This is a genomic window from Vreelandella titanicae, assembly GCF_014697095.1.
Classification (GTDB): Bacteria; Pseudomonadota; Gammaproteobacteria; order Pseudomonadales; family Halomonadaceae; genus Vreelandella; species Vreelandella titanicae.
The window spans coordinates 3,064,313-3,083,044 of sequence record NZ_CP059082.1 but is presented as its reverse complement, the minus strand read 5'-3'; the positions used below and the strand labels follow the sequence as shown (position 1 = coordinate 3,083,044).

The 18,732-nt window shown below is 53.6% G+C and carries 12 protein-coding genes and 3 rRNA genes; 5 read left to right on the top strand and 10 right to left on the bottom strand.

Annotation, left to right across the window (positions count from 1 at the left end):
* Window positions 1-69: 69 nt before the first annotated feature.
* From HZS52_RS14125 to HZS52_RS14115, 3 genes are all read left to right on the top strand, one after another.
* Complete coding sequence (locus tag HZS52_RS14125; RefSeq protein ID WP_041159550.1) at window positions 70-1,485, top strand: MATE family efflux transporter; 1,416 nt, start codon at window positions 70-72, stop codon at window positions 1,483-1,485.
* 2 nt (window positions 1,486-1,487) lie between these two features.
* Window positions 1,488-2,477 (top strand): DUF3080 family protein, encoded by a 990-nt coding sequence (locus HZS52_RS14120; RefSeq protein ID WP_138801658.1) that lies wholly within the window; start codon window positions 1,488-1,490, stop codon window positions 2,475-2,477.
* A 109-nt stretch (window positions 2,478-2,586) separates the two neighbouring features.
* Window positions 2,587-3,282 (top strand): hypothetical protein, encoded by a 696-nt coding sequence (locus tag HZS52_RS14115; RefSeq protein ID WP_009288633.1) that lies wholly within the window; start codon window positions 2,587-2,589, stop codon window positions 3,280-3,282.
* Between the two features lie 128 nt (window positions 3,283-3,410).
* Here HZS52_RS14115 and tusA read toward each other — a convergent pair whose 3' ends face one another.
* Window positions 3,411-3,665: a sulfurtransferase TusA gene (gene tusA, locus HZS52_RS14110; RefSeq protein WP_022522949.1), complete on the bottom strand. Its 255-nt coding sequence runs from the start codon at window positions 3,663-3,665 to the stop codon at window positions 3,411-3,413.
* Window positions 3,666-3,694: 29 nt separating this feature from the next.
* Here tusA and HZS52_RS14105 point away from each other — a divergent pair, with 29 nt between their 5' ends.
* On the top strand, window positions 3,695-3,982 hold the full coding sequence (locus tag HZS52_RS14105) for an antibiotic biosynthesis monooxygenase family protein (RefSeq protein WP_022522948.1): 288 nt from the start codon (window positions 3,695-3,697) through the stop codon (window positions 3,980-3,982).
* A gap of 18 nt (window positions 3,983-4,000) precedes the next feature.
* Here HZS52_RS14105 and rlmM read toward each other — a convergent pair whose 3' ends face one another.
* The 8 genes from rlmM to HZS52_RS14065 form a co-directional block, all read right to left on the bottom strand.
* Window positions 4,001-5,071 (bottom strand): 23S rRNA (cytidine(2498)-2'-O)-methyltransferase RlmM, encoded by a 1,071-nt coding sequence (gene rlmM / locus HZS52_RS14100; protein ID WP_190373004.1) that lies wholly within the window; start codon window positions 5,069-5,071, stop codon window positions 4,001-4,003.
* A 298-nt stretch (window positions 5,072-5,369) separates the two neighbouring features.
* A 5S ribosomal RNA gene (rrf, locus tag HZS52_RS14095) occupies window positions 5,370-5,485 on the bottom strand.
* 155 nt (window positions 5,486-5,640) lie between these two features.
* Window positions 5,641-8,538 (bottom strand): 23S ribosomal RNA (locus HZS52_RS14090).
* Window positions 8,539-8,785: 247 nt separating this feature from the next.
* Window positions 8,786-10,318 (bottom strand): 16S ribosomal RNA (locus tag HZS52_RS14085).
* Together the 16S, 23S and 5S rRNA genes form the textbook arrangement of a ribosomal RNA operon.
* A 576-nt stretch (window positions 10,319-10,894) precedes the next feature.
* Complete coding sequence (locus HZS52_RS14080) at window positions 10,895-12,700, bottom strand: acyl-CoA dehydrogenase C-terminal domain-containing protein (RefSeq protein ID WP_190373003.1); 1,806 nt, start codon at window positions 12,698-12,700, stop codon at window positions 10,895-10,897.
* 245 nt (window positions 12,701-12,945) lie between these two features.
* Window positions 12,946-13,713 carry an SDR family NAD(P)-dependent oxidoreductase gene (locus tag HZS52_RS14075; protein ID WP_022522939.1) on the bottom strand — a complete coding sequence of 256 codons (768 nt, stop codon included), beginning with the start codon at window positions 13,711-13,713 and terminating at the stop codon, window positions 12,946-12,948.
* A 99-nt stretch (window positions 13,714-13,812) separates the two neighbouring features.
* Complete coding sequence (locus tag HZS52_RS14070; protein ID WP_009288032.1) at window positions 13,813-15,483, bottom strand: AMP-binding protein; 1,671 nt, start codon at window positions 15,481-15,483, stop codon at window positions 13,813-13,815.
* Between the two features lie 186 nt (window positions 15,484-15,669).
* The gene (locus HZS52_RS14065) at window positions 15,670-16,239 is read right to left on the bottom strand and encodes a TetR/AcrR family transcriptional regulator (protein WP_190373002.1); all 570 of its coding nucleotides are present in this window, start codon (window positions 16,237-16,239) and stop codon (window positions 15,670-15,672) included.
* A gap of 126 nt (window positions 16,240-16,365) precedes the next feature.
* On the opposite strand from HZS52_RS14065, the gene HZS52_RS14060 reads away from it, so the two are divergent.
* Window positions 16,366-17,553 carry an acetyl-CoA C-acyltransferase gene (locus tag HZS52_RS14060; protein ID WP_138800555.1) on the top strand — a complete coding sequence of 396 codons (1,188 nt, stop codon included), beginning with the start codon at window positions 16,366-16,368 and terminating at the stop codon, window positions 17,551-17,553.
* Window positions 17,554-17,600: 47 nt separating this feature from the next.
* Here the strand turns inward: HZS52_RS14060 and HZS52_RS14055 are convergent, their stop codons facing one another.
* Window positions 17,601-18,662, bottom strand: coding sequence for an SLC13 family permease (locus HZS52_RS14055; RefSeq protein ID WP_223827929.1), 1,062 nt, complete (start codon window positions 18,660-18,662; stop codon window positions 17,601-17,603).
* Window positions 18,663-18,732: the final 70 nt, after the last annotated feature.

Genomic DNA, 18,732 nt, shown 5'->3' with positions numbered 1-18,732 from the left:
CCAAAAGTGAGTCGCTCCTGCTAATATAGCGGCCTTTCACAGCAACTTTTCCCCTTCAGGAGCCAACAAGTGGGCGGCTTTACTCAGCAAATTAAATCGGTTTACTGGCCAGAAACACGAATGTTAATGCACTTGGCACTGCCTATTTGCGGTGCTCAGTTGGCTCAGGCAGGGATGAGTGTCGTCGACGTTATGATGACCGGTCGGCATGACGCCACCTCACTTGCCGCTGTATCGGTGGGCTCGAGCCTGTGGATGCCACTCATGCTATTTATGACGGGCACTTTAATGGGGCTTACCCCAATTGTGGCGCATTTGCTGGGTGGGAAGCGCAATGAGGCTATTCGTCCAGCCGTTCATCAGGCGCTTTGGGTCGCGCTGCTACTAGGCGCTATCGCGGCTGTGCTGCTTTGGTCGGCTATCATGCCGATATTTGAATTAATGAGTGTACCCCCAGCGGTCGCCAGCCAGTCTGCCGCCTATCTGTCAGCCGTCGCCTTTGGCATGCCGGGGATCGCCCTATTTCAGGCGCTTAGAGCGTTTTCAGATGGTATGAATCATACCCGCCCGGCGCTATGGATCAGCTTGGTCGGTTTAAGCGTGAACATTCCTGCCAACTACCTCTTGATCTACGGCGGCGATGGTTTAGTTGATCTATTTGGCGCCTGGGTTCCCACTAGTCTGCAACAGTTACCTGCCTTGGGCGCTTTTGGCTGCGGCATTGCGACGGCGCTCTCCATGTGGACGATGGCACTCGCGATGGCCTACTACACGCGCAGGGGAAGTACTTATAAAAGCGTTGCGATTTGGCAAAAACTGACACCGCCCCAGTGGCTAGGTATACGTGAATTAGTGGTGGTGGGCGTTCCCATTGGCGTAGCCATTTTTGTTGAAGTGACTCTGTTCACACTCATTGCGCTCTTCATTGCCAGCTTTGGTGAAGTCACGGTGGGAGCTCACCAAATAGCGCTAAGTTTCACCTCCATTCTGTTTATGCTGCCCCTGTCGCTGAGTATGGCACTGACCGTACGAGTGGGTAATACGCTGGGTCAGCAGCGCTTAGCACTAGCCCGTAAAGTCGCTTGGAATGGAATTGTCATCAGCGTCATCATTGCCGCTATTAACAGCCTCGTACTGTGGGTTAGCGCCGAGCCGGTAATCGCACTTTACACCTCCAATAGTGAGATACAGGCGCTAGCGCTCTCGATCATTGCTTTAGCCGTTATTTTTCAGCTCTCAGACTCGTTACAGGTCAATTTAGCGGGTGCTTTACGCGGCTATAAAGATACCCGCATTGTGATGGTGATTACGGTGCTCTCCTACTGGATTGTAGGCTTGGGTGGCGGCCACTGGCTGGGCTCCTATGGAGTGGGCGAGGTCGCCCCGCTAGGTGTTCATGGCTACTGGATTGGGTTGATTGCGGGCTTGAGCACCGCAGCACTGCTACTTGGCTGGCGTTTACAGCGTATTAGCATTCGGGAGTAAACATGGCTCGATGGAGAAACTTTTCTCTAGCTATCATCCTAAGCGCCCTCCTGTCTGGCTGTGGGGACAACCCCGCTGAGCAGCAGTGGCAGCGTTATCATCAGCAACTCGCCAATGACCTTGCACTATCAAACATTCAAAGAGCTGACCCGGGTAATATTGGCGACTTCCCTGAGCGCCCCGATCGAATTATAGATATCCCCGAAACCCGGGACAGCCTGTTGAATGTATACGCGCTACGCGAATGCCAAATCACGTCGCTAGTCGCTGCACGTAACAATCAACTGGGGCGTGTAGCACCGCCTAGCCAACAGTGGCTATATGAGCGCACTCTATGGCAGCGGCTAAGCACCTGCTTAAATAGCGAAGTTCCCGAGCAGTTAAGCGATGAAGATAGAACGCGCCTAAACCGATTAACCACGACTAAAACGACACAGTTACCCGCGGTAAGCTGGAACGCTATTTTTGATTCCAGCGAGTGGGTTAAAAGCTTCTCACGAGCAAGCCAGCCTTTATCTAACATCGATGAAACTACTATTGCTGGCCAGCTTGAAGCGATCGATTACTTGCAGCAAATGACGGATCACCAGTTTGACCTCGACTGGCAGCAGGACTCTTCAACCCTTGAAAACCATTTGAAAACCCTGCAAGAGCGGCCATTGACCGCTGAGGTGTTGCGCGCCCTGCTACTCGCCACTCAACGCTTAACAGAAGCGAATGCATTGTTAGCTCGGCAGAGTGATACCACACGTTGCTTAAGCCGTTGGGAATCGCCGTCGCTTGAGCGCTTGGAGAACGCTGCCCAGCAGTGGCTAACAGCGATCAATCGCTTAATTGACGCACAGCAGGTAGGCAAGCCAATAGCGATTCAACGCTACCAGGAACGCTGGCTTTCGCTGGATAATGCCCAAGCGCCCTGGGGCCAGTTTCAGCAAGCGCTCTCTGAGCATCAAGCGCTGCGAGCTCGCTTTCCAACTTGTTCAGATAATTAAAAAGCGCAGAACCCTTAACCTTATGAGCAAGTTGTGCTATTTGTGGATATGAGAGGCAAATGAATCAGCTTTGCCAATCTGATGACCACGCAGCATAAGGAGGGACACAATGGGCGCATCCTTGTCACCCCGCTCTGCCCAGGTCATCGACCTGGAAACTGTGCGCCAGCGTCAGCAGGCGCAAAAGTGCCTTGTCCGTTTAGCCCCTGAGCTAGATGGCTTAGAGATGGTGTACCAGCTCGCTGCGAGTCCCGACGCCTACTATGGCTTACCTATTTTGGCCTGGGGGTTAAGAGAGGACGGTAGCGTCATCGGTTTGGTGCCGTGGATGGAAAGCCTGGCAGCCTGCCATGATCTGAACAGCCAGGAAAATGGCTACTTCGTAGGTTATCGCGATCCTGAAACGGAAGAAATTTTTGATACGCCACCGGATCACAAATACCACGAGCTAGTTGCGGCGGCTGAATACTTTGATTATGAGGCTTCTGGCGAAGTCACCCTTATTCAGCAAATCCCCGACACTCTGGGCACCCACGCGCTGTGCATGAATCACCCCGATTCACCCTGGCATATGAAGCCCGTTTACGGTTGGCGTCTCTACAGCGACGGTAGCCTTGACGCGCTCCTTGCCGACGAGAACAAAGCGGCGATGACACCGATTTTGTTAGGGGATGAATGCCTGTACAGCGCTCACGCCCGCCATCAGACCGTTTACTTTTTCCAGCGCCATATCGCCAACCGTATCCTGGAAGAAGATCCAGCGACGCTTGATGCGCTAGCCATGATGGTTGTGGCCAGTGATTAATCGAGTGCCTTAATGTCGCTTTGTGAGCGAGGCCAACATCAACGATTTTGATTTGAGCCTCGCATGGCTTTTCGGGCTATTTCGAAGGGCTATTTCGACGGACTATCTCAAAGGTCTATCTCAAAAGGTTATGCTAAACGAATAAAGTAGAGGTAGTTGCTCTCAGAGACGGTGTGCTGCTCTAGCAGCTCGTGCCCTAAAAACTGACAAAACTTGGGCACATCTCGCGTGGTGGCTGGATCTGTGGCAATCACTTTGAGCACTTGGCCTGGGGTCATGTCGCGCACTTTGTTATGCATCAGCATAATCGGCTCTGGGCAGTAGAGTCCTGTGGTGTCCAATACCGCATCAACGTTGGGTAACGTACCCGTATTATCAGCCATCAATATCCTCGATGTAGGAAACAGAAAGTATGATTAAAGTTATCATCGAACGGCGAATTATGCCCGGTCTTGAAGAAGAATTTGAGCAAGCAGCGCGAGAGGCAATGCGCGTTTCTCTAGGCGTAAGGGGCTTTATCAGTGGTGAAACATTGGTAGAACTGGGTCATACCGATCGCCGACTGATGATTACCAAATGGCGTGACCTCCGCGCTTGGAAGGAGTGGCACTCAAGCGAAGCGCGGGCAATGGCCATGCAGCGTATTTTACCGCTGTTAACCGAAGATGAAACTATCCGGATTTACGAGCCAAGCTATTAAACATGGGTTTCACTAGCATTAATCCCTAAGCCTTACATGCACCGTTACCTCTTCCCTATCGTGATAGAGGTGACGGCATGATACGTTGGCATGCACACCCGCTTTTTCCAGCGACTCTTCCAACGCCGTTAGACAACGAGTTACCTCATCCCAGCGCTTTTTCATGGGCAACTTGAGGTTAAAGATCGCCTCTTTGCACCATTTACGAATCAGCCATCGCTCCACCATGGCTAGCACTCTCACTGGTTTATCAACAATATCGCACACCAGCCAGTCTAGACGTTGTGGTGGCTCCCAGATAAAGCCATCCTCTTTGAGATGATCAATCTGCCCAGTCTTCATCAACTGTGATTCCATTGGGCCATTATCGATGGCATACACGTACATGCCGCGCTGAACCAACTGCCACGTCCAACCTCCTGGAGCGGCCCCTAAGTCAGCTGCTTGCATATGCGGTGCTAGCCGCACATCCCACTCATCCCTAGGAATAAACTCGTGCCACGCCTCCTCCAACTTCAGCGTTGAGCGGCTAGGCGCACGAGAGGGAAAGCGCAGCCGACGAATACCATTAATCAAATCACTACGATTGCCTGGGAAGCTCATCGCCAGCTGCACTTGATCACCGTCAGTCCAGAAAATATGTAAACGTCGTGCGCCCGCGCTGCGCCTTAACGCACCACGTTTTTTCAACATACTTTCCAGCGGCTTGGTAAGCGCCTTAATCAGCCCGGCCAGTGCTTTGCCATCGTTGGTATCCGGCGTTTCATGCCAAATCTCTTCAAAGCTCCAACGGCTGGCTTTGACCTGTTCCAAGATAGCGGTAAGACGATCGTCACGTGAAAGAGTGAGCGCAGGTAAAGCCGCTAAGCTCTGGCGCGCAAAAATCAGCTTTTTAAACGCTGCCTGGCGGTGTAAATCATTTACCGCTTCACCATCAACACGCGTTAAGCTTACCCACCCCTCACCATGAGATGACTCACAGGCGATGCCCTGTAATGCTGCGTGATGCTGTAGCTCTGCCAGCGCATCACTCTCAAACCCAGGACGGCAGTAAACTAACCATGACGTAGGTACCGTTTCACTCACCACTTCACCTCGATTCCGCCCATCACAAACGGTGATGGCTGGCTAATTAATTGGGGCGCATCATAGCATTTATCTAGCTGAGGCGTGAGGCGTGAGGCGTGAGGCGTGAGGCGTGAGGCGTGAGGCGGAACAGGATATTCGGGAGATAGCCATTCACCAACGTTTCCTACTCACGATTCACGACTTACCCTTTACTGCCCACCCTTTACCCCTCACACCTCACCATTTTCCCCTCACAACCTCCCCCACACGCAAAAAAATCCCCCAAGGCATCAGCCCTGGGGGATTTTTCATAATAAGTGCCTGACGATGACCTACTCTCGCATGGGGAGACCCCACACTACCATCGGCGCTAAGCGGTTTCACTTCTGAGTTCGGCAAGGGATCAGGTGGTTCACGCGTGCTATGGTCGTCAGGCGTAACTGTTAATGTACATCATGCTGACTCTAGCGTTGCTTGCTAATTGTGTGCGTCTCATCGCCTGTCGCCCTGGCGTTATGTCGCTTGGGCCACACGCTGCGTATCCGGTTTTCATTGACGTCATCATCGCGACCAGACCCCTTGGGTGTTATAGGGTCAAGCCTCACGGGCCATTAGTACACGTTAGCTCAACGCCTTGCAGCGCTTCCACACCGTGCCTATCAACCAGCTGGTCTCGCTGGGCCCTTCAGGAGGCTCTAGGCCTCAGGGATGTCTCATCTTGAAGGGGGCTTCCCGCTTAGATGCTTTCAGCGGTTATCCCGTCCGACCATAGCTACCCGGCAATGCCACTGGCGTGACAACCGGAACACCAGAGGGTCGTCCACTCCGGTCCTCTCGTACTAGGAGCAGCCCTTCTCAAACATCCAACGCCCACGGCAGATAGGGACCGAACTGTCTCACGACGTTCTAAACCCAGCTCGCGTACCACTTTAAATGGCGAACAGCCATACCCTTGGGACCGACTTCAGCCCCAGGATGTGATGAGCCGACATCGAGGTGCCAAACACCGCCGTCGATGTGAACTCTTGGGCGGTATCAGCCTGTTATCCCCGGAGTACCTTTTATCCGTTGAGCGATGGCCCTTCCATACAGAACCACCGGATCACTAGAACCTGCTTTCGCACCTGCTCGACGTGTCTGTCTCGCAGTCAAGCACCCTTATGCTCTTGCACTCATTGCACGATGTCCGACCGTGCTGAGGGTACCTTCGTGCTCCTCCGTTACTCTTTAGGAGGAGACCGCCCCAGTCAAACTACCCACCACACACTGTCCTCGATCCGGATAACGGACCTGAGTGAGAACGCCAATGATGCCAGGCTGGTATTTCAAGGTTGGCTCCCTCCGAACTGGCGTCCAGAGTTCTAAGCCTCCCAGCTATCCTACACAGGCAACATCAGCGTCCAGTGTGAAGCTATAGTAAAGGTTCACGGGGTCTTTCCGTCTAGCCGCGGGTACACCGCATCTTCACGGCGATTTCAATTTCACTGAGTCTCGGGTGGAGACAGCGTGGCCATCATTACGCCATTCGTGCAGGTCGGAACTTACCCGACAAGGAATTTCGCTACCTTAGGACCGTTATAGTTACGGCCGCCGTTTACCGGGGCTTCAATCAAGAGCTTCGCCTTGCGGCTAACACCATCATTTAACCTTCCGGCACCGGGCAGGCGTCACACCCTATACGTCCGCTTGCGCGTTAGCAGAGTGCTGTGTTTTTAATAAACAGTTGCAGCCACCTGGTATCTTCGACCGGTTCGGGCTAGGAGAGCAAGTCTCTTCACCCTACGCCGGCGTGCCTTCTCCCGAAGTTACGGCACCATTTTGCCTAGTTCCTTCACCCGAGTTCTCTCAAGCGCCTTGGGATTCTCACCCTGACCACCTGTGTCGGTTTGGGGTACGGTCGCACATGATCTGAAGCTTAGAGGCTTTTCCTGGAAGCGTGGCATCAGTGACTTCCTGACCGTGGTCAGTTCGTCTCGTGTCTCGGCTTTAAGACCCCGGATTTACCTAAGGTCTCGGCCTACTCACTTTCACCAGGACTACCAACGCCTGGCTCACCTAGCCTTCTTCGTCCCCCCATCGCAACCATGTCCGGTACGGGAATATTGACCCGTTTCCCATCGACTACGCCTTTCGGCCTCGCCTTAGGGGCCGACTCACTCTGCTCCGATTAGCGTCGAACAGAAACCCTTGGTCTTCCGGCGAGGGAGTTTTTCACTCCCTTTATCGTTACTCATGTCAGCATTCGCACTCGTGATACCTCCAGCGAACTTCTCAATTCACCTTCATTGGCTTACACGACGCTCCTCTACCGCGAATTCCTATCGAAATAGAAACTCACCCGTAGCTTCGGTACCTGGTTTAGCCCCGTTACATCTTCCGCGCAGGCCGACTCGACTAGTGAGCTATTACGCTTTCTTTAAAGGATGGCTGCTTCTAAGCCAACCTCCTAGCTGTCTGAGCCTTCCCACATCGTTTCCCACTTAACCAGGATTTCGGGACCTTAGCTGACGGTCTGGGTTGTTTCCCTTTTCACGACGGACGTTAGCACCCGCCGTGTGTCTCCCACGCTCTACTCACCGGTATTCGGAGTTTGCCTCGGGTTGGTAAGTCGGGATGACCCCCTAGCCGAAACAGTGCTCTACCCCCGGCGGTACTACGTGAGGCGCTACCTAAATAGCTTTCGAGGAGAACCAGCTATCTCCGAGCTTGATTAGCCTTTCACTCCGATCCACAAGTCATCCAAATCTTTTTCAACAGATCCTGGTTCGGGCCTCCAATTGATGTTACTCAATCTTCACCCTGCTCATGGATAGATCGCTCGGTTTCGGGTCTATATCCAGCGACTGTGTCGCCCAGTTAAGACTCGGTTTCCCTACGGCTCCCCTATACGGTTAACCTCGCCACTGAATATAAGTCGCTGACCCATTATACAAAAGGTACGCAGTCACAGAACAAGTCTGCTCCTACTGCTTGTACGCACACGGTTTCAGGATCTATTTCACTCCCCTCTCCGGGGTTCTTTTCGCCTTTCCCTCACGGTACTGGTTCACTATCGGTCAGCCAGGAGTATTTAGCCTTGGAGGATGGTCCCCCCGTCTTCAGTCAAGGTTTCTCGTGCCCCGACCTACTCGATTTCACATGATCAGATTTTCGACTACGGGGCTATCACCCGCTACGGCCACGCTTCCCAGCGTGTTCGCCTAATCAGTCTCATGCTTAAGGGCTGGTCCCCGTTCGCTCGCCGCTACTAGGGGAATCTCGGTTGATTTCTTTTCCTCAGGGTACTTAGATGTTTCAGTTCCCCTGGTTCGCCTCGTACACCTATGTATTCAGTGCACGATACTCATCTTGTGATGAGTGGGTTTCCCCATTCAGAAATGCCCGGGTCACAGGTTGTTGCCACCTCACCGAGCCTTATCGCAGGCTACCACGTCTTTCATCGCCTCTGGCTGCCTAGGCATCCACCGTGTGCGCTTCATTGCTTGACCCTATAACCCGAAGGAGTCTGGACTCGCAATGATCACGTTTCATTTTGCCGGATACGCTTGAGACGTATCACAATTTAAGAAGCACTTCTTGCGAAGTGTTCTTGTCAGCATGATATACATTGTTAAAGAGCGACTGCTATACGCAGTGATAAGGCAACGCCGTAGGCGGCTGGCTTATCACTGCGCATCAACAGCTATCTGATCAGGTAATTCATTGTGGACGCTTACTAACGCGTGACGCATCGTTTAAGGAGGTGATCCAGCCGCAGGTTCCCCTACGGCTACCTTGTTACGACTTCACCCCAGTCATGAACCACACCGTGGTGATCGCCCTCTTGCGTTAGGCTAACCACTTCTGGTGCAGTCCACTCCCATGGTGTGACGGGCGGTGTGTACAAGGCCCGGGAACGTATTCACCGTGACATTCTGATTCACGATTACTAGCGATTCCGACTTCACGGAGTCGAGTTGCAGACTCCGATCCGGACTGAGACCGGCTTTAAGGGATTCGCTGACTCTCGCGAGCTCGCAGCCCTTTGTACCGGCCATTGTAGCACGTGTGTAGCCCTACCCGTAAGGGCCATGATGACTTGACGTCGTCCCCACCTTCCTCCGGTTTGTCACCGGCAGTCTCCTTAGAGTTCCCGACATTACTCGCTGGCAAATAAGGACAAGGGTTGCGCTCGTTACGGGACTTAACCCAACATTTCACAACACGAGCTGACGACAGCCATGCAGCACCTGTCTTACAGTTCCCGAAGGCACACCAGAATCTCTTCCGGCTTCTGTAGATGTCAAGGGTAGGTAAGGTTCTTCGCGTTGCATCGAATTAAACCACATGCTCCACCGCTTGTGCGGGCCCCCGTCAATTCATTTGAGTTTTAACCTTGCGGCCGTACTCCCCAGGCGGTCGACTTATCGCGTTAACTTCGCCACAAAGTGCTCTAGGCACCCAACGGCTGGTCGACATCGTTTACGGCGTGGACTACCAGGGTATCTAATCCTGTTTGCTACCCACGCTTTCGCACCTCAGTGTCAGTGTCAGTCCAGAAGGCCGCCTTCGCCACTGGTATTCCTCCCGATCTCTACGCATTTCACCGCTACACCGGGAATTCTACCTTCCTCTCCTGCACTCTAGCCTGACAGTTCCGGATGCCGTTCCCAGGTTGAGCCCGGGGCTTTCACAACCGGCTTATCAAGCCACCTACGCGCGCTTTACGCCCAGTAATTCCGATTAACGCTTGCACCCTCCGTATTACCGCGGCTGCTGGCACGGAGTTAGCCGGTGCTTCTTCTGCGAGTGATGTCTTTCCTACCGGGTATTAACCGATAGGCGTTCTTCCTCGCTGAAAGTGCTTTACAACCCGAGGGCCTTCTTCACACACGCGGCATGGCTGGATCAGGGTTGCCCCCATTGTCCAATATTCCCCACTGCTGCCTCCCGTAGGAGTTCGGGCCGTGTCTCAGTCCCGATGTGGCTGATCATCCTCTCAGACCAGCTACGGATCGTTGCCTTGGTGAGCCATTACCTCACCAACTAGCTAATCCGACATAGGCTCATCCAATAGCGGGAGCCGAAGCCCCCTTTCTCCCGTAGGACGTATGCGGTATTAGCCTGGGTTTCCCCAGGTTATCCCCCACTATCGGGCAGATTCCTATGCATTACTCACCCGTCCGCCGCTCGTCAGCGGGTAGCAAGCTACCCCTGTTACCGCTCGACTTGCATGTGTTAGGCCTGCCGCCAGCGTTCAATCTGAGCCATGATCAAACTCTTCAGTTTAAGATCTATGTGATCCTTACATGTCACCCGAAGGCAACAAAAGCGGATCAAACTTGGCTCAAGGTTCAAACGAATTCATTCAAAACAGATCCCAAAGGACGAATCCTTTAAAACCTTATTGCTTGAGTCGCTTGCCTTGATATTGGGTGATTTGTCACCAACATCAGCAAGCGCCCACATGAATTACCTGATCAAATTGTTAAAGAGCTGTTTCGCTGCGGTGGCTAGCTAATAAACCAACTGGGCCACTCGGCTTGCCGTTGAACTGGCTTACCTCAGCGAGGAAGGCGTATTCTACGCATTTCCTGGTGGTTGTCAAGGGCGTTGTTTTCGATGCAAACCTGACCACATCCAAAACCGCTAACTCTTTGACAAACCGAAGCTTTTACACTTCATTCACCGCTGGTAACGCTTGGCGTCCCCGGCAGCGGATGCGTACTTTAAGGCCTGACTAATAAGATAGCAAGTAAAAGAAGTTATTGCGTATAAAAAAGCGGCAGAATGCTACCCTTCTGCCGCAAACCACCGATCAGAACGCCTGATCAGAGAGTGCTCTTTTCACATTTTAGCCGTTAATTAAATTTCAAATCCCAGACCAAAATCTTCGCTGGAGATGGCCATCAGGCTTGCAGCACCTGCTTGTATCATCTGCGCATGGGCCTTGGTACGCGGCAATAGACGCTGATAATAGAAGCGAGCAGTATTCAATTTTGCAGCGTAGAAGGCCTTATCGTCACCTTCTAAAGAAATAGACGCCTGTTTGGCCGCGCGTGCAAATAGGTACGCCAGGGTGACATAGCCTGAATACATTAGGTAATCAACACTCGCCGCACCTACTTCCTCACGGTCTTGCATTGCCTTCATCCCCACGCCCATAGTCAGTTCGCCCCACTCTGCATTCAGCTTGGCGAGCGGCCCAACAAACTCTTTGAGTGTAGGGTTGTCGGCTTCAGCTTTACAGAACTTATGGATCTCTTTGGTGAATACCTTCAGCGATTCACCCTGACTCATTAGTACTTTACGACCCAGCAGATCAAGCGCCTGGATACCGGTAGTACCTTCATAGAGTCGAGTAATGCGAGCATCGCGCACCAATTGCTCCATGCCCCACTCTTTAATGAAGCCATGACCACCGTAGATCTGTACGCCCTCGTTAGTGCTTTCAAAACCAACTTCGGTCAGGAAGGCTTTAACAATAGGCGTTAGCAAGCCAAGTAGGGTTTCAGCGTGATCTCGCTCTTCACCCGGCTCACCATGCTCCACCAAATCGAGCATTTGCGCGGTATAAAGCACCAACATACGCCCGCCTTCGGCGAAGGCTTTCTGGGTCAGCAGCATGCGGCGCACATCAGGGTGGACGATAATCGGATCAGCGGGCTTTTCAGGAGCCTGTTTGCCCGATAAGCCGCGCATCTGTAACCGGTCACGGGCATAGCTCAATGAATTCTGGAAACTGGCTTCAACCAACCCCAGCCCTTGAATCCCCACCCCAAGACGCGCAGCGTTCATCATGGTGAACATGCACGCCAGCCCTTTATTGGGCGGCCCTACCAAGTAGCCGGTTGCGTCGTCGAAGTTCATCACACAGGTGGCATTACCATGAATGCCCATTTTGTGCTCGAGCGAACCGCAGGTGACGCCATTACGCTCACCCACATTACCTTGGGCATCGGGCAAGAACTTAGGCACTACAAATAGCGAAATACCTTTAGAACCTTCCGGTGCGCCAGGCAGTTTTGCCAATACCAGGTGGACAATGTTTTCAGCCAGATTATGCTCACCGGCCGAGATAAAGATTTTGGTGCCAGTAATCGCATAGGCATCGCCATCAGCGGGCACTGCTCGCGTCTTGATCAATCCTAGGTCAGTGCCGCAGTGCGGTTCAGTTAGGCACATAGTGCCCGTCCATACCCCTTCTACCAGCTTGGTGAGATACGTCGCCTTCTGCTCATCGGTGCCATGATGGCGAAGTGCGTCTGCCGCACCATGAGAGAGCCCTGGGTACATGCCCCACGCCAAGTTAGTGGCGCAGATCATTTCCGACAACAGCATCGCCAATGAAGGCGGCAGCCCTTGACCACCATGAGCAGGATCGGCGGCCAGACTCGGCCACCCCCCCTCTACGTACTGCTGGTAGGCCTCTTTGAAACCGTTAGGCGCTTTGACCTCGCCCCCTTCCAGTAGGCACCCTTCTTCATCGCCACTCTGATTGATCGGCAGCAGTACATCGCGGGCGAAGCGTGCCCCCTCTTCCAAAATAGCGCTGACAACATCTGGCGATGCATCGTCACCGCTTGGCAGGCGCGCGTAGTGAGCAGGGTAGTCAAGCATCTCGTCCATAACGAAACGCATATCACGAATAGGGGCCTGATAGCTGGGCATCACACTTCTCCTAAGAAAGGGGGGGTTGAAAGCCAAGCAACTCTTAATGGCAGAGAGCTTTCAAACACATGTTTGAAAATTAGCGCGGGCGCCCCTCAGAGTCAAGCGAGCGTTTGAATTTAGCCCAAAAACACTCTAGAACTTTGGTCGCCCAACCAGTAAACCCCTGGTGCAAATAATAAAAAAACTCGCCAACCAAAAGCCGACGAGTCGTTTTATTTTTCTTTTACCTACTGACCATCTAGTTACTGCATGCGAATGCCACCGTCTAAGCGGATCAGTTCGCCATTGAGCATGGGGTTGGTAATAATCTGCTCGGCTAATTGAGCAAACTCATCTGGCTTACCTAAACGCTTAGGAAAAGGTACCGCCGCCGCTAGTGCCTGGGCCGCCTCGTCAGGAATTTCACTCATCATCGGCGTTTCAAATACGCCAGGGGCGATGGCCATCACCCGAATAGCATGGCGCGACAATTCCCGCGCCGCTGGCAAGCTCATACCCACAACACCCGCTTTAGAGGCACTATAAGCACACTGGCCTACCTGCCCATCAAAAGCAGCAATGGACGCAGTATTAATAATCACCCCGCGCTCACCACTCTCATTCGGCGCGTTTTTAGCCATGGCGGCAGCCGCAAGGCGCATGACGTTAAAAGTGCCGACCAGATTGATATTGATCGTTTTCATATAGCTTTCTAAATCAGCCGGGTTGCCTTCACGATCAACCAGCTTGGCCACGCTAACCACACCCGCGCAGTGAACTACGCCTGAAAGCCCGTGCTCGCCACCCAGCGCTACCGCCGCATCTACGGCCTGCTGCATCTGTTCGCCTGACGTAATATCCGCCAGAATGGCGCGTGCGCTTGCCCCCAGCTGCTGGGCATGGGCATTGACACTGTCGTTTAAGTCGCATAACACGACGCGAGCGCCTGCAGCGACTAAGCGCTCAGCGGTAGCCGCCCCAAGACCAGAGGCAGCCCCGGTAATTAAAAAGGTACTCTCCTTAACCTGCATTTCCGTATCCCTTTGGTCGTTATGTATGGTTGCTATATATCGTGGTGGGTTTATTCACTCGCTTTTTTATTCATTTGATTTGGCTACTCACTTGATGGGCTATTGACTTGCTTTGGCTTCTTCTACTGCCTGGGCACGTAATTTAAAGCGCTGAATCTTGCCGCTGGGGGTTTTAGGCAACTCATCGACAAACTCAATAATGCGCGGAAAAGCGTGGGTCGAAAGCCGCTCACGCACTCGCTGTTTGATTTCATCAGCCAGCTCGTCACTGGCTTCATAGCCTTCGCGGAGCACGATATACGACTTGATCACCTCGCCGCGGATCTCATCAGGCTGCCCCACTGCCGCCGATTCGGCGACTGCAGGATGCGTCATCACACTATTTTCAACGTCCGTTGGCCCCACCCGATAACCCGCGGTGGTAATAATATCGTCATCACGCCCGGCAAATTGAAAGGTACCGTCTTCATTGCGGATAACCACATCGCCCGTCAGGTAATAGCCTTCCACAAAGGGATTCTTCTCTTGCCAGGTGTAGCCCTGGAAGAAGTGTGCCGGGGAGTTCTTGATATCGACGGCGAGGACACCAGGCTCCCCGGCAGGCAGCTCTTTATACTCCGCGTCCAAAATTGCCAGTCGATAACCCGGCATCGGCACGCCCATTGCGCCCACATGCTTGAGATGGTCAAGGGCATGGTGGTTATTGCACGTCATGCCGGTTTCGGTCTGGCCGTAGTGATCCATAACCGGGCATCCCAACGACTTCTCAACCCAGGTCACTACTTCAGTATTTAGAGGTTCGCCCGCCGAGCTAGCCGCGCGCAGCTCAAGCGTTTCATGGGCGTCATCAAATAGCCCTGACGCTTTCATTAGGCGGTAAGCGGTCGGCGCGGCAGCAAAATTGGTAATGTGGTGGCGCTTCATAAACGCCAGCGCCCCCTCGGCGCTAAATCCTGCCTCACAAAAATGCGTCGTCACACCAAGCAGTAAAGGCCCGGCAATCGCATAGTAGAGACCATAAGCCCAACCGGGATCGGCCATATTCCAGAAGCGGTCATCGTCACGCAGATCAATGGCCAGCTCCATATAGATCGCAAAAGCGGTCATCCCTGCCAGTGGAACGGCAACGCCTTTCGGCTTGCCCACGGTGCCAGAGGTAAACATTTGCAGAAATGGTGCTTCAGGCGCAAGCCTCGGCGGCTTGTCGTTCATTGACGTATGCGTCAACGCCGCCTGCCAGTCGTGATCATCGGCATGCTCACTGGTCGCCCCGCCCACAGCCAGTACCGGAGGGCATTGGCTAAGGCCATCGAATTTATAGCGGTTAGCGTGATCAGTAATCACCAACTTGGTGCCTGCACGCCCTAGCCGATAGTCCACCGCATCGGGGCCAAAGGCGGTAAACAGCGGCTGGTAGACCGCACCAATACGCCAAGTGGCGAGCACTGCAATCAATAGCTGTGGTGACCGCGGCAGCATGCAGGCAATGCGGTCGCCTATACCCAACCCCTGGGCTTTAAACCACCCTGCCAACTTTGCGCTTTGCTCGTCTAGCTCGGCGTAGCTCAAGGTATGCATATCACCTTGAGAGTCCTCTTGAACCAGCGCCAGCACATCGCCGCGGCCAGCGCGCACATGACGACCACAGCAGGCCTCAAAGGCATTTAGCAGGCCGTCCCGGTGGTCATCCAGACGGGCAAGAACGCGATCAACGGAAAAGTTATCGAGGTAGTGGTAATAGTCGGGCAGTGATTGTGATGTCGCTGTCATGATGGCTCTCTTGTGTTATTGGAAATGAGCTCGTAGTGAGAATAAGCGCAAGCAGTGTTGTTATATTTATCCGTTGACGTTAACGTAAGCTAAAAGATAATAGCAACGCTAAAAGCAAACGACTCAGAGAGCAAGCACTGATATAAGCTGTAGCGTTAGACGTTGGTCGAGGCTGTTGTCAGAGTATTAAGCAGAGGTGGGCATAATCATGGCAACCAGCTCGTCAGCGAGGTCATCAGGCGAGCGTGGCCCGCTGGGGTCGTACCAGCGCACTGTCCAGTTCAGCGCCCCCAAAACAAAACGCGAGACAAGAAAGCGGTCGCCATGGATCAAGCCAGCTTCCAACGCATCGTCGATAACAGCGACCCACAGCGCCTCGTAAGCGTCACGCAAGTGGCTCAAATGAGCACTGGCCGCCGGGTCGAGTCGGCGCCACTCAAAGAGTGCCACCACATGGGCATTGCGGTCGGTAAAGAGGGTTTCGAGATGAGCACGCGCCATGGCACGCAGGCGTACTTCAGGCTCGGCGTCGCATTCGTCGAGCGCTTTACGCGCAATCATCAAGGCATTTTGAGTGCCCTCTTCAATGACCGCAGCAAGGATTTCCTGCTTATCTTTAAAATGATGAAACAGGCTACCGGACTTAATACCCATTTCCTGCGCCAGCATTCGCACCGTCGTGCGATCAAAGCCCTCTTGGACGAATAGCTGAGCAGCGAGGCGCGTCAGTTCCTTGCGGCGAGGGGATGCATTCATTACATTCATGTCATTTACACTAGCGCTTGCTTGGTTACTTTGGAGAGAACCACAGCACCGCCTACGGGTCAACGTATCAACTACCACTTGGCATGATAATCACAATAATCCTGAAGGAGATTGGCCATGAGCAACCCCACCGATGTTGTATTTCTCGCTGCCAAACGCACGCCAATGGGCGGCATGATGGGCAGCCTGGCAAGCATGACAGCCCCACAGCTTGGCGCAGCCGCCATCAAAGCGGCCATTGAAGAGGCGGGAATTGACCCGGCCCTGATCACCGAGGGCATTATGGGCTGTGTACTGCCCGCCGGTGTGAAGCAGGGCCCAGCGCGGCAGGCAATGCGCCAAGCCGGCATTCCGGATGCCAATGGCGCCACCACTATTAACAAGCTGTGCGGCTCGGGCATGAAATCCACCATGCTTGCCCACGATTTAATCAAGGCGGGTAGCGGCGATATTTTGCTGGCTGGCGGCATGGAGTCGATGTCTAACGCCCCCCACGTGCTTACCAAGGCGCGGGGCGGCTATCGGCTGGGGCACGGCGAGCTTAAAGACCATATGTTTTTGGATGGGCTGGAAGACGCCGAAACGGGCAAACTAATGGGCGTGTTTGCCCAGGATGTGGCTACTGAGCGAGGCTACACGCGGGAGCGCCTGGATGATTTTGCTATTGCGTCCCTTGAGCGCGCCATGGCCGCCACCAACTCAGGCCACCTAAGCGCAGAGATCGCACCGGTGATGGTCACCTCTCGTCAAGGCGAAACCCTTGTCGAACACGATGAGCAGCCCTTCCAAGCTAAGCTCGACAAAATCCGCCAGTTGCGCCCCGCTTTTGCCAAAGACGGTACGATTACCGCCGCCAACGCCAGCTCAATTTCCGACGGCGCTTCGGCACTTATCTTGGCGAGTCAGGAAGCTGCAGATCAACAAGGTATTAAGCCGCTAGCGCGTATGCTAGGCCACACGACTCACTCGCGACACCCTAGTGAGTTCACCATCGCGCCAGTGGGTGCGATTGAAAAGCTGATGAAAAAGCTCGATTGGGGCGTGAATGACGTAGACCTATTCGAGATTAACGAAGCCTTTGCGGTGGTGACACTGATGGCCATGGATGACTTGGGCCTGCCCCACGACAAAGTCAATGTGTTTGGCGGCGCCTGCGCCCAAGGCCACCCGATTGGCTCTACCGGCTCACGCATCATCGCTACGCTAATTCATGCCCTGCGCACTAAGGGCGGCAAACGAGGCATTGCCAGCTTATGCATTGGCGGTGGCGAAGCAACGGCTGTCGCCGTCGAGCTAGTTGATTAAGCTGCGCTATTACAAAATATAGCCTTTTGTGAAGCGCCCTGACCCTATTACCGCGTCAGGGCGCTAAGCCATACGGCGGCAAACAACCACCCCAGCCCCAACATGGGGAGCGACCAGCAATGAAACTCCTTCCAAATCCCAGGCTGGCGTGCCAAACGTAGCGCGATTAAATTCGCCATTGAGCCTACCGCCAAACCAAAGCCACCCACGCTAACGCCCCAAGCCAGCGGCTGCCACTCACTCTGCTGGGCAAGCAGTAGGGTCGCTGGCACGTTGGATACGACCTGTGAAAGGAGTACGCCAGCACTAACATCGCCACCCGGCCACTGGCGCATTGAATGTATAAACTGCTGAACAACGCTCAGCTCACCGATGACACTTAGATTTACGAACATCAATACAAACACTATCAGCAGTAGCCAATCAATACTGAATACCGCCCGTCGAGCCACCCATAGCATCGAAAGCAAAACGCCAGCCAGCGCCGATAGCACCCACCCCATGTCTACCGCGGCCAGAAAAAGTGGATAGCCAATAAGCGCCGCCCATAACGGCGCCTTTCGGCGCTCAGCCGTCATCGCAGAAACTGCTTCCAAGTGTATTGACGCTTTCGGAAATGCCAAGGGAATAAAAAGTAAGAGCAACAGCATCAAGCCCACCCCAAGCGGCAACATTACCCATAAAAAGTCGCCGAAGCGAATGCCTGAAAGCTGCCATAAATAGAGATTTTGCGGATTACCAATCGGGCTCAGCGATGAGCCTGCATTCACAGCCAGCGCCTCAAACACAATCAAGCGTTCAATCGGCAGTGTTGCCATTCCCGCCAGACTAAGCGTCAGTGGTACCACAATAAACAGCGCCACATCGTTAGTGACTATCGCCGAGAGAAGCCCCGAAAACAGAATCAAACCGACCGCAAGTCGGCGCTCACCACGCAGTAGAGCTAATAACTGACGACCCCAGAGCGTTAAATAACCACTCAGTTCTAACGCGCGACTGAGCAGCATTAGGCCGGTTAATACTACAAGGGTTGTCCAGTGAACCCGGTCAGCCATTTCACTCAGTGATTGAGGCTCCAGCCAACACAAAACAACCCATAGGATACTCATTGAGAGCAGCATAGGGTCGTTCAGAAAACGCTGAAAAAACAAGCTAAAGGGTGTCACTAACCACTTTGTT

Coding starts and splice junctions, on each gene's coding strand:
- HZS52_RS14120 (WP_138801658.1), top strand. CDS start 1,488: ATGGCTCGATGGAGAAACTTTTCTCTAGCTATCATCCTAAGCGCCCTC.
- HZS52_RS14115 (WP_009288633.1), top strand. CDS start 2,587: ATGGGCGCATCCTTGTCACCCCGCTCTGCCCAGGTCATCGACCTGGAA.
- tusA (WP_022522949.1), bottom strand. CDS start 3,665: ATGGCTGATAATACGGGTACGTTACCCAACGTTGATGCGGTATTGGAC.
- HZS52_RS14105 (WP_022522948.1), top strand. CDS start 3,695: ATGATTAAAGTTATCATCGAACGGCGAATTATGCCCGGTCTTGAAGAA.
- HZS52_RS14080 (WP_190373003.1), bottom strand. CDS start 12,700: ATGCCCAGCTATCAGGCCCCTATTCGTGATATGCGTTTCGTTATGGAC.
- HZS52_RS14075 (WP_022522939.1), bottom strand. CDS start 13,713: ATGCAGGTTAAGGAGAGTACCTTTTTAATTACCGGGGCTGCCTCTGGT.
- HZS52_RS14070 (WP_009288032.1), bottom strand. CDS start 15,483: ATGACAGCGACATCACAATCACTGCCCGACTATTACCACTACCTCGAT.
- HZS52_RS14065 (WP_190373002.1), bottom strand. CDS start 16,239: ATGAATGCATCCCCTCGCCGCAAGGAACTGACGCGCCTCGCTGCTCAG.
- HZS52_RS14060 (WP_138800555.1), top strand. CDS start 16,366: ATGAGCAACCCCACCGATGTTGTATTTCTCGCTGCCAAACGCACGCCA.
- HZS52_RS14055 (WP_223827929.1), bottom strand. CDS start 18,662: ATGAGTATCCTATGGGTTGTTTTGTGTTGGCTGGAGCCTCAATCACTG.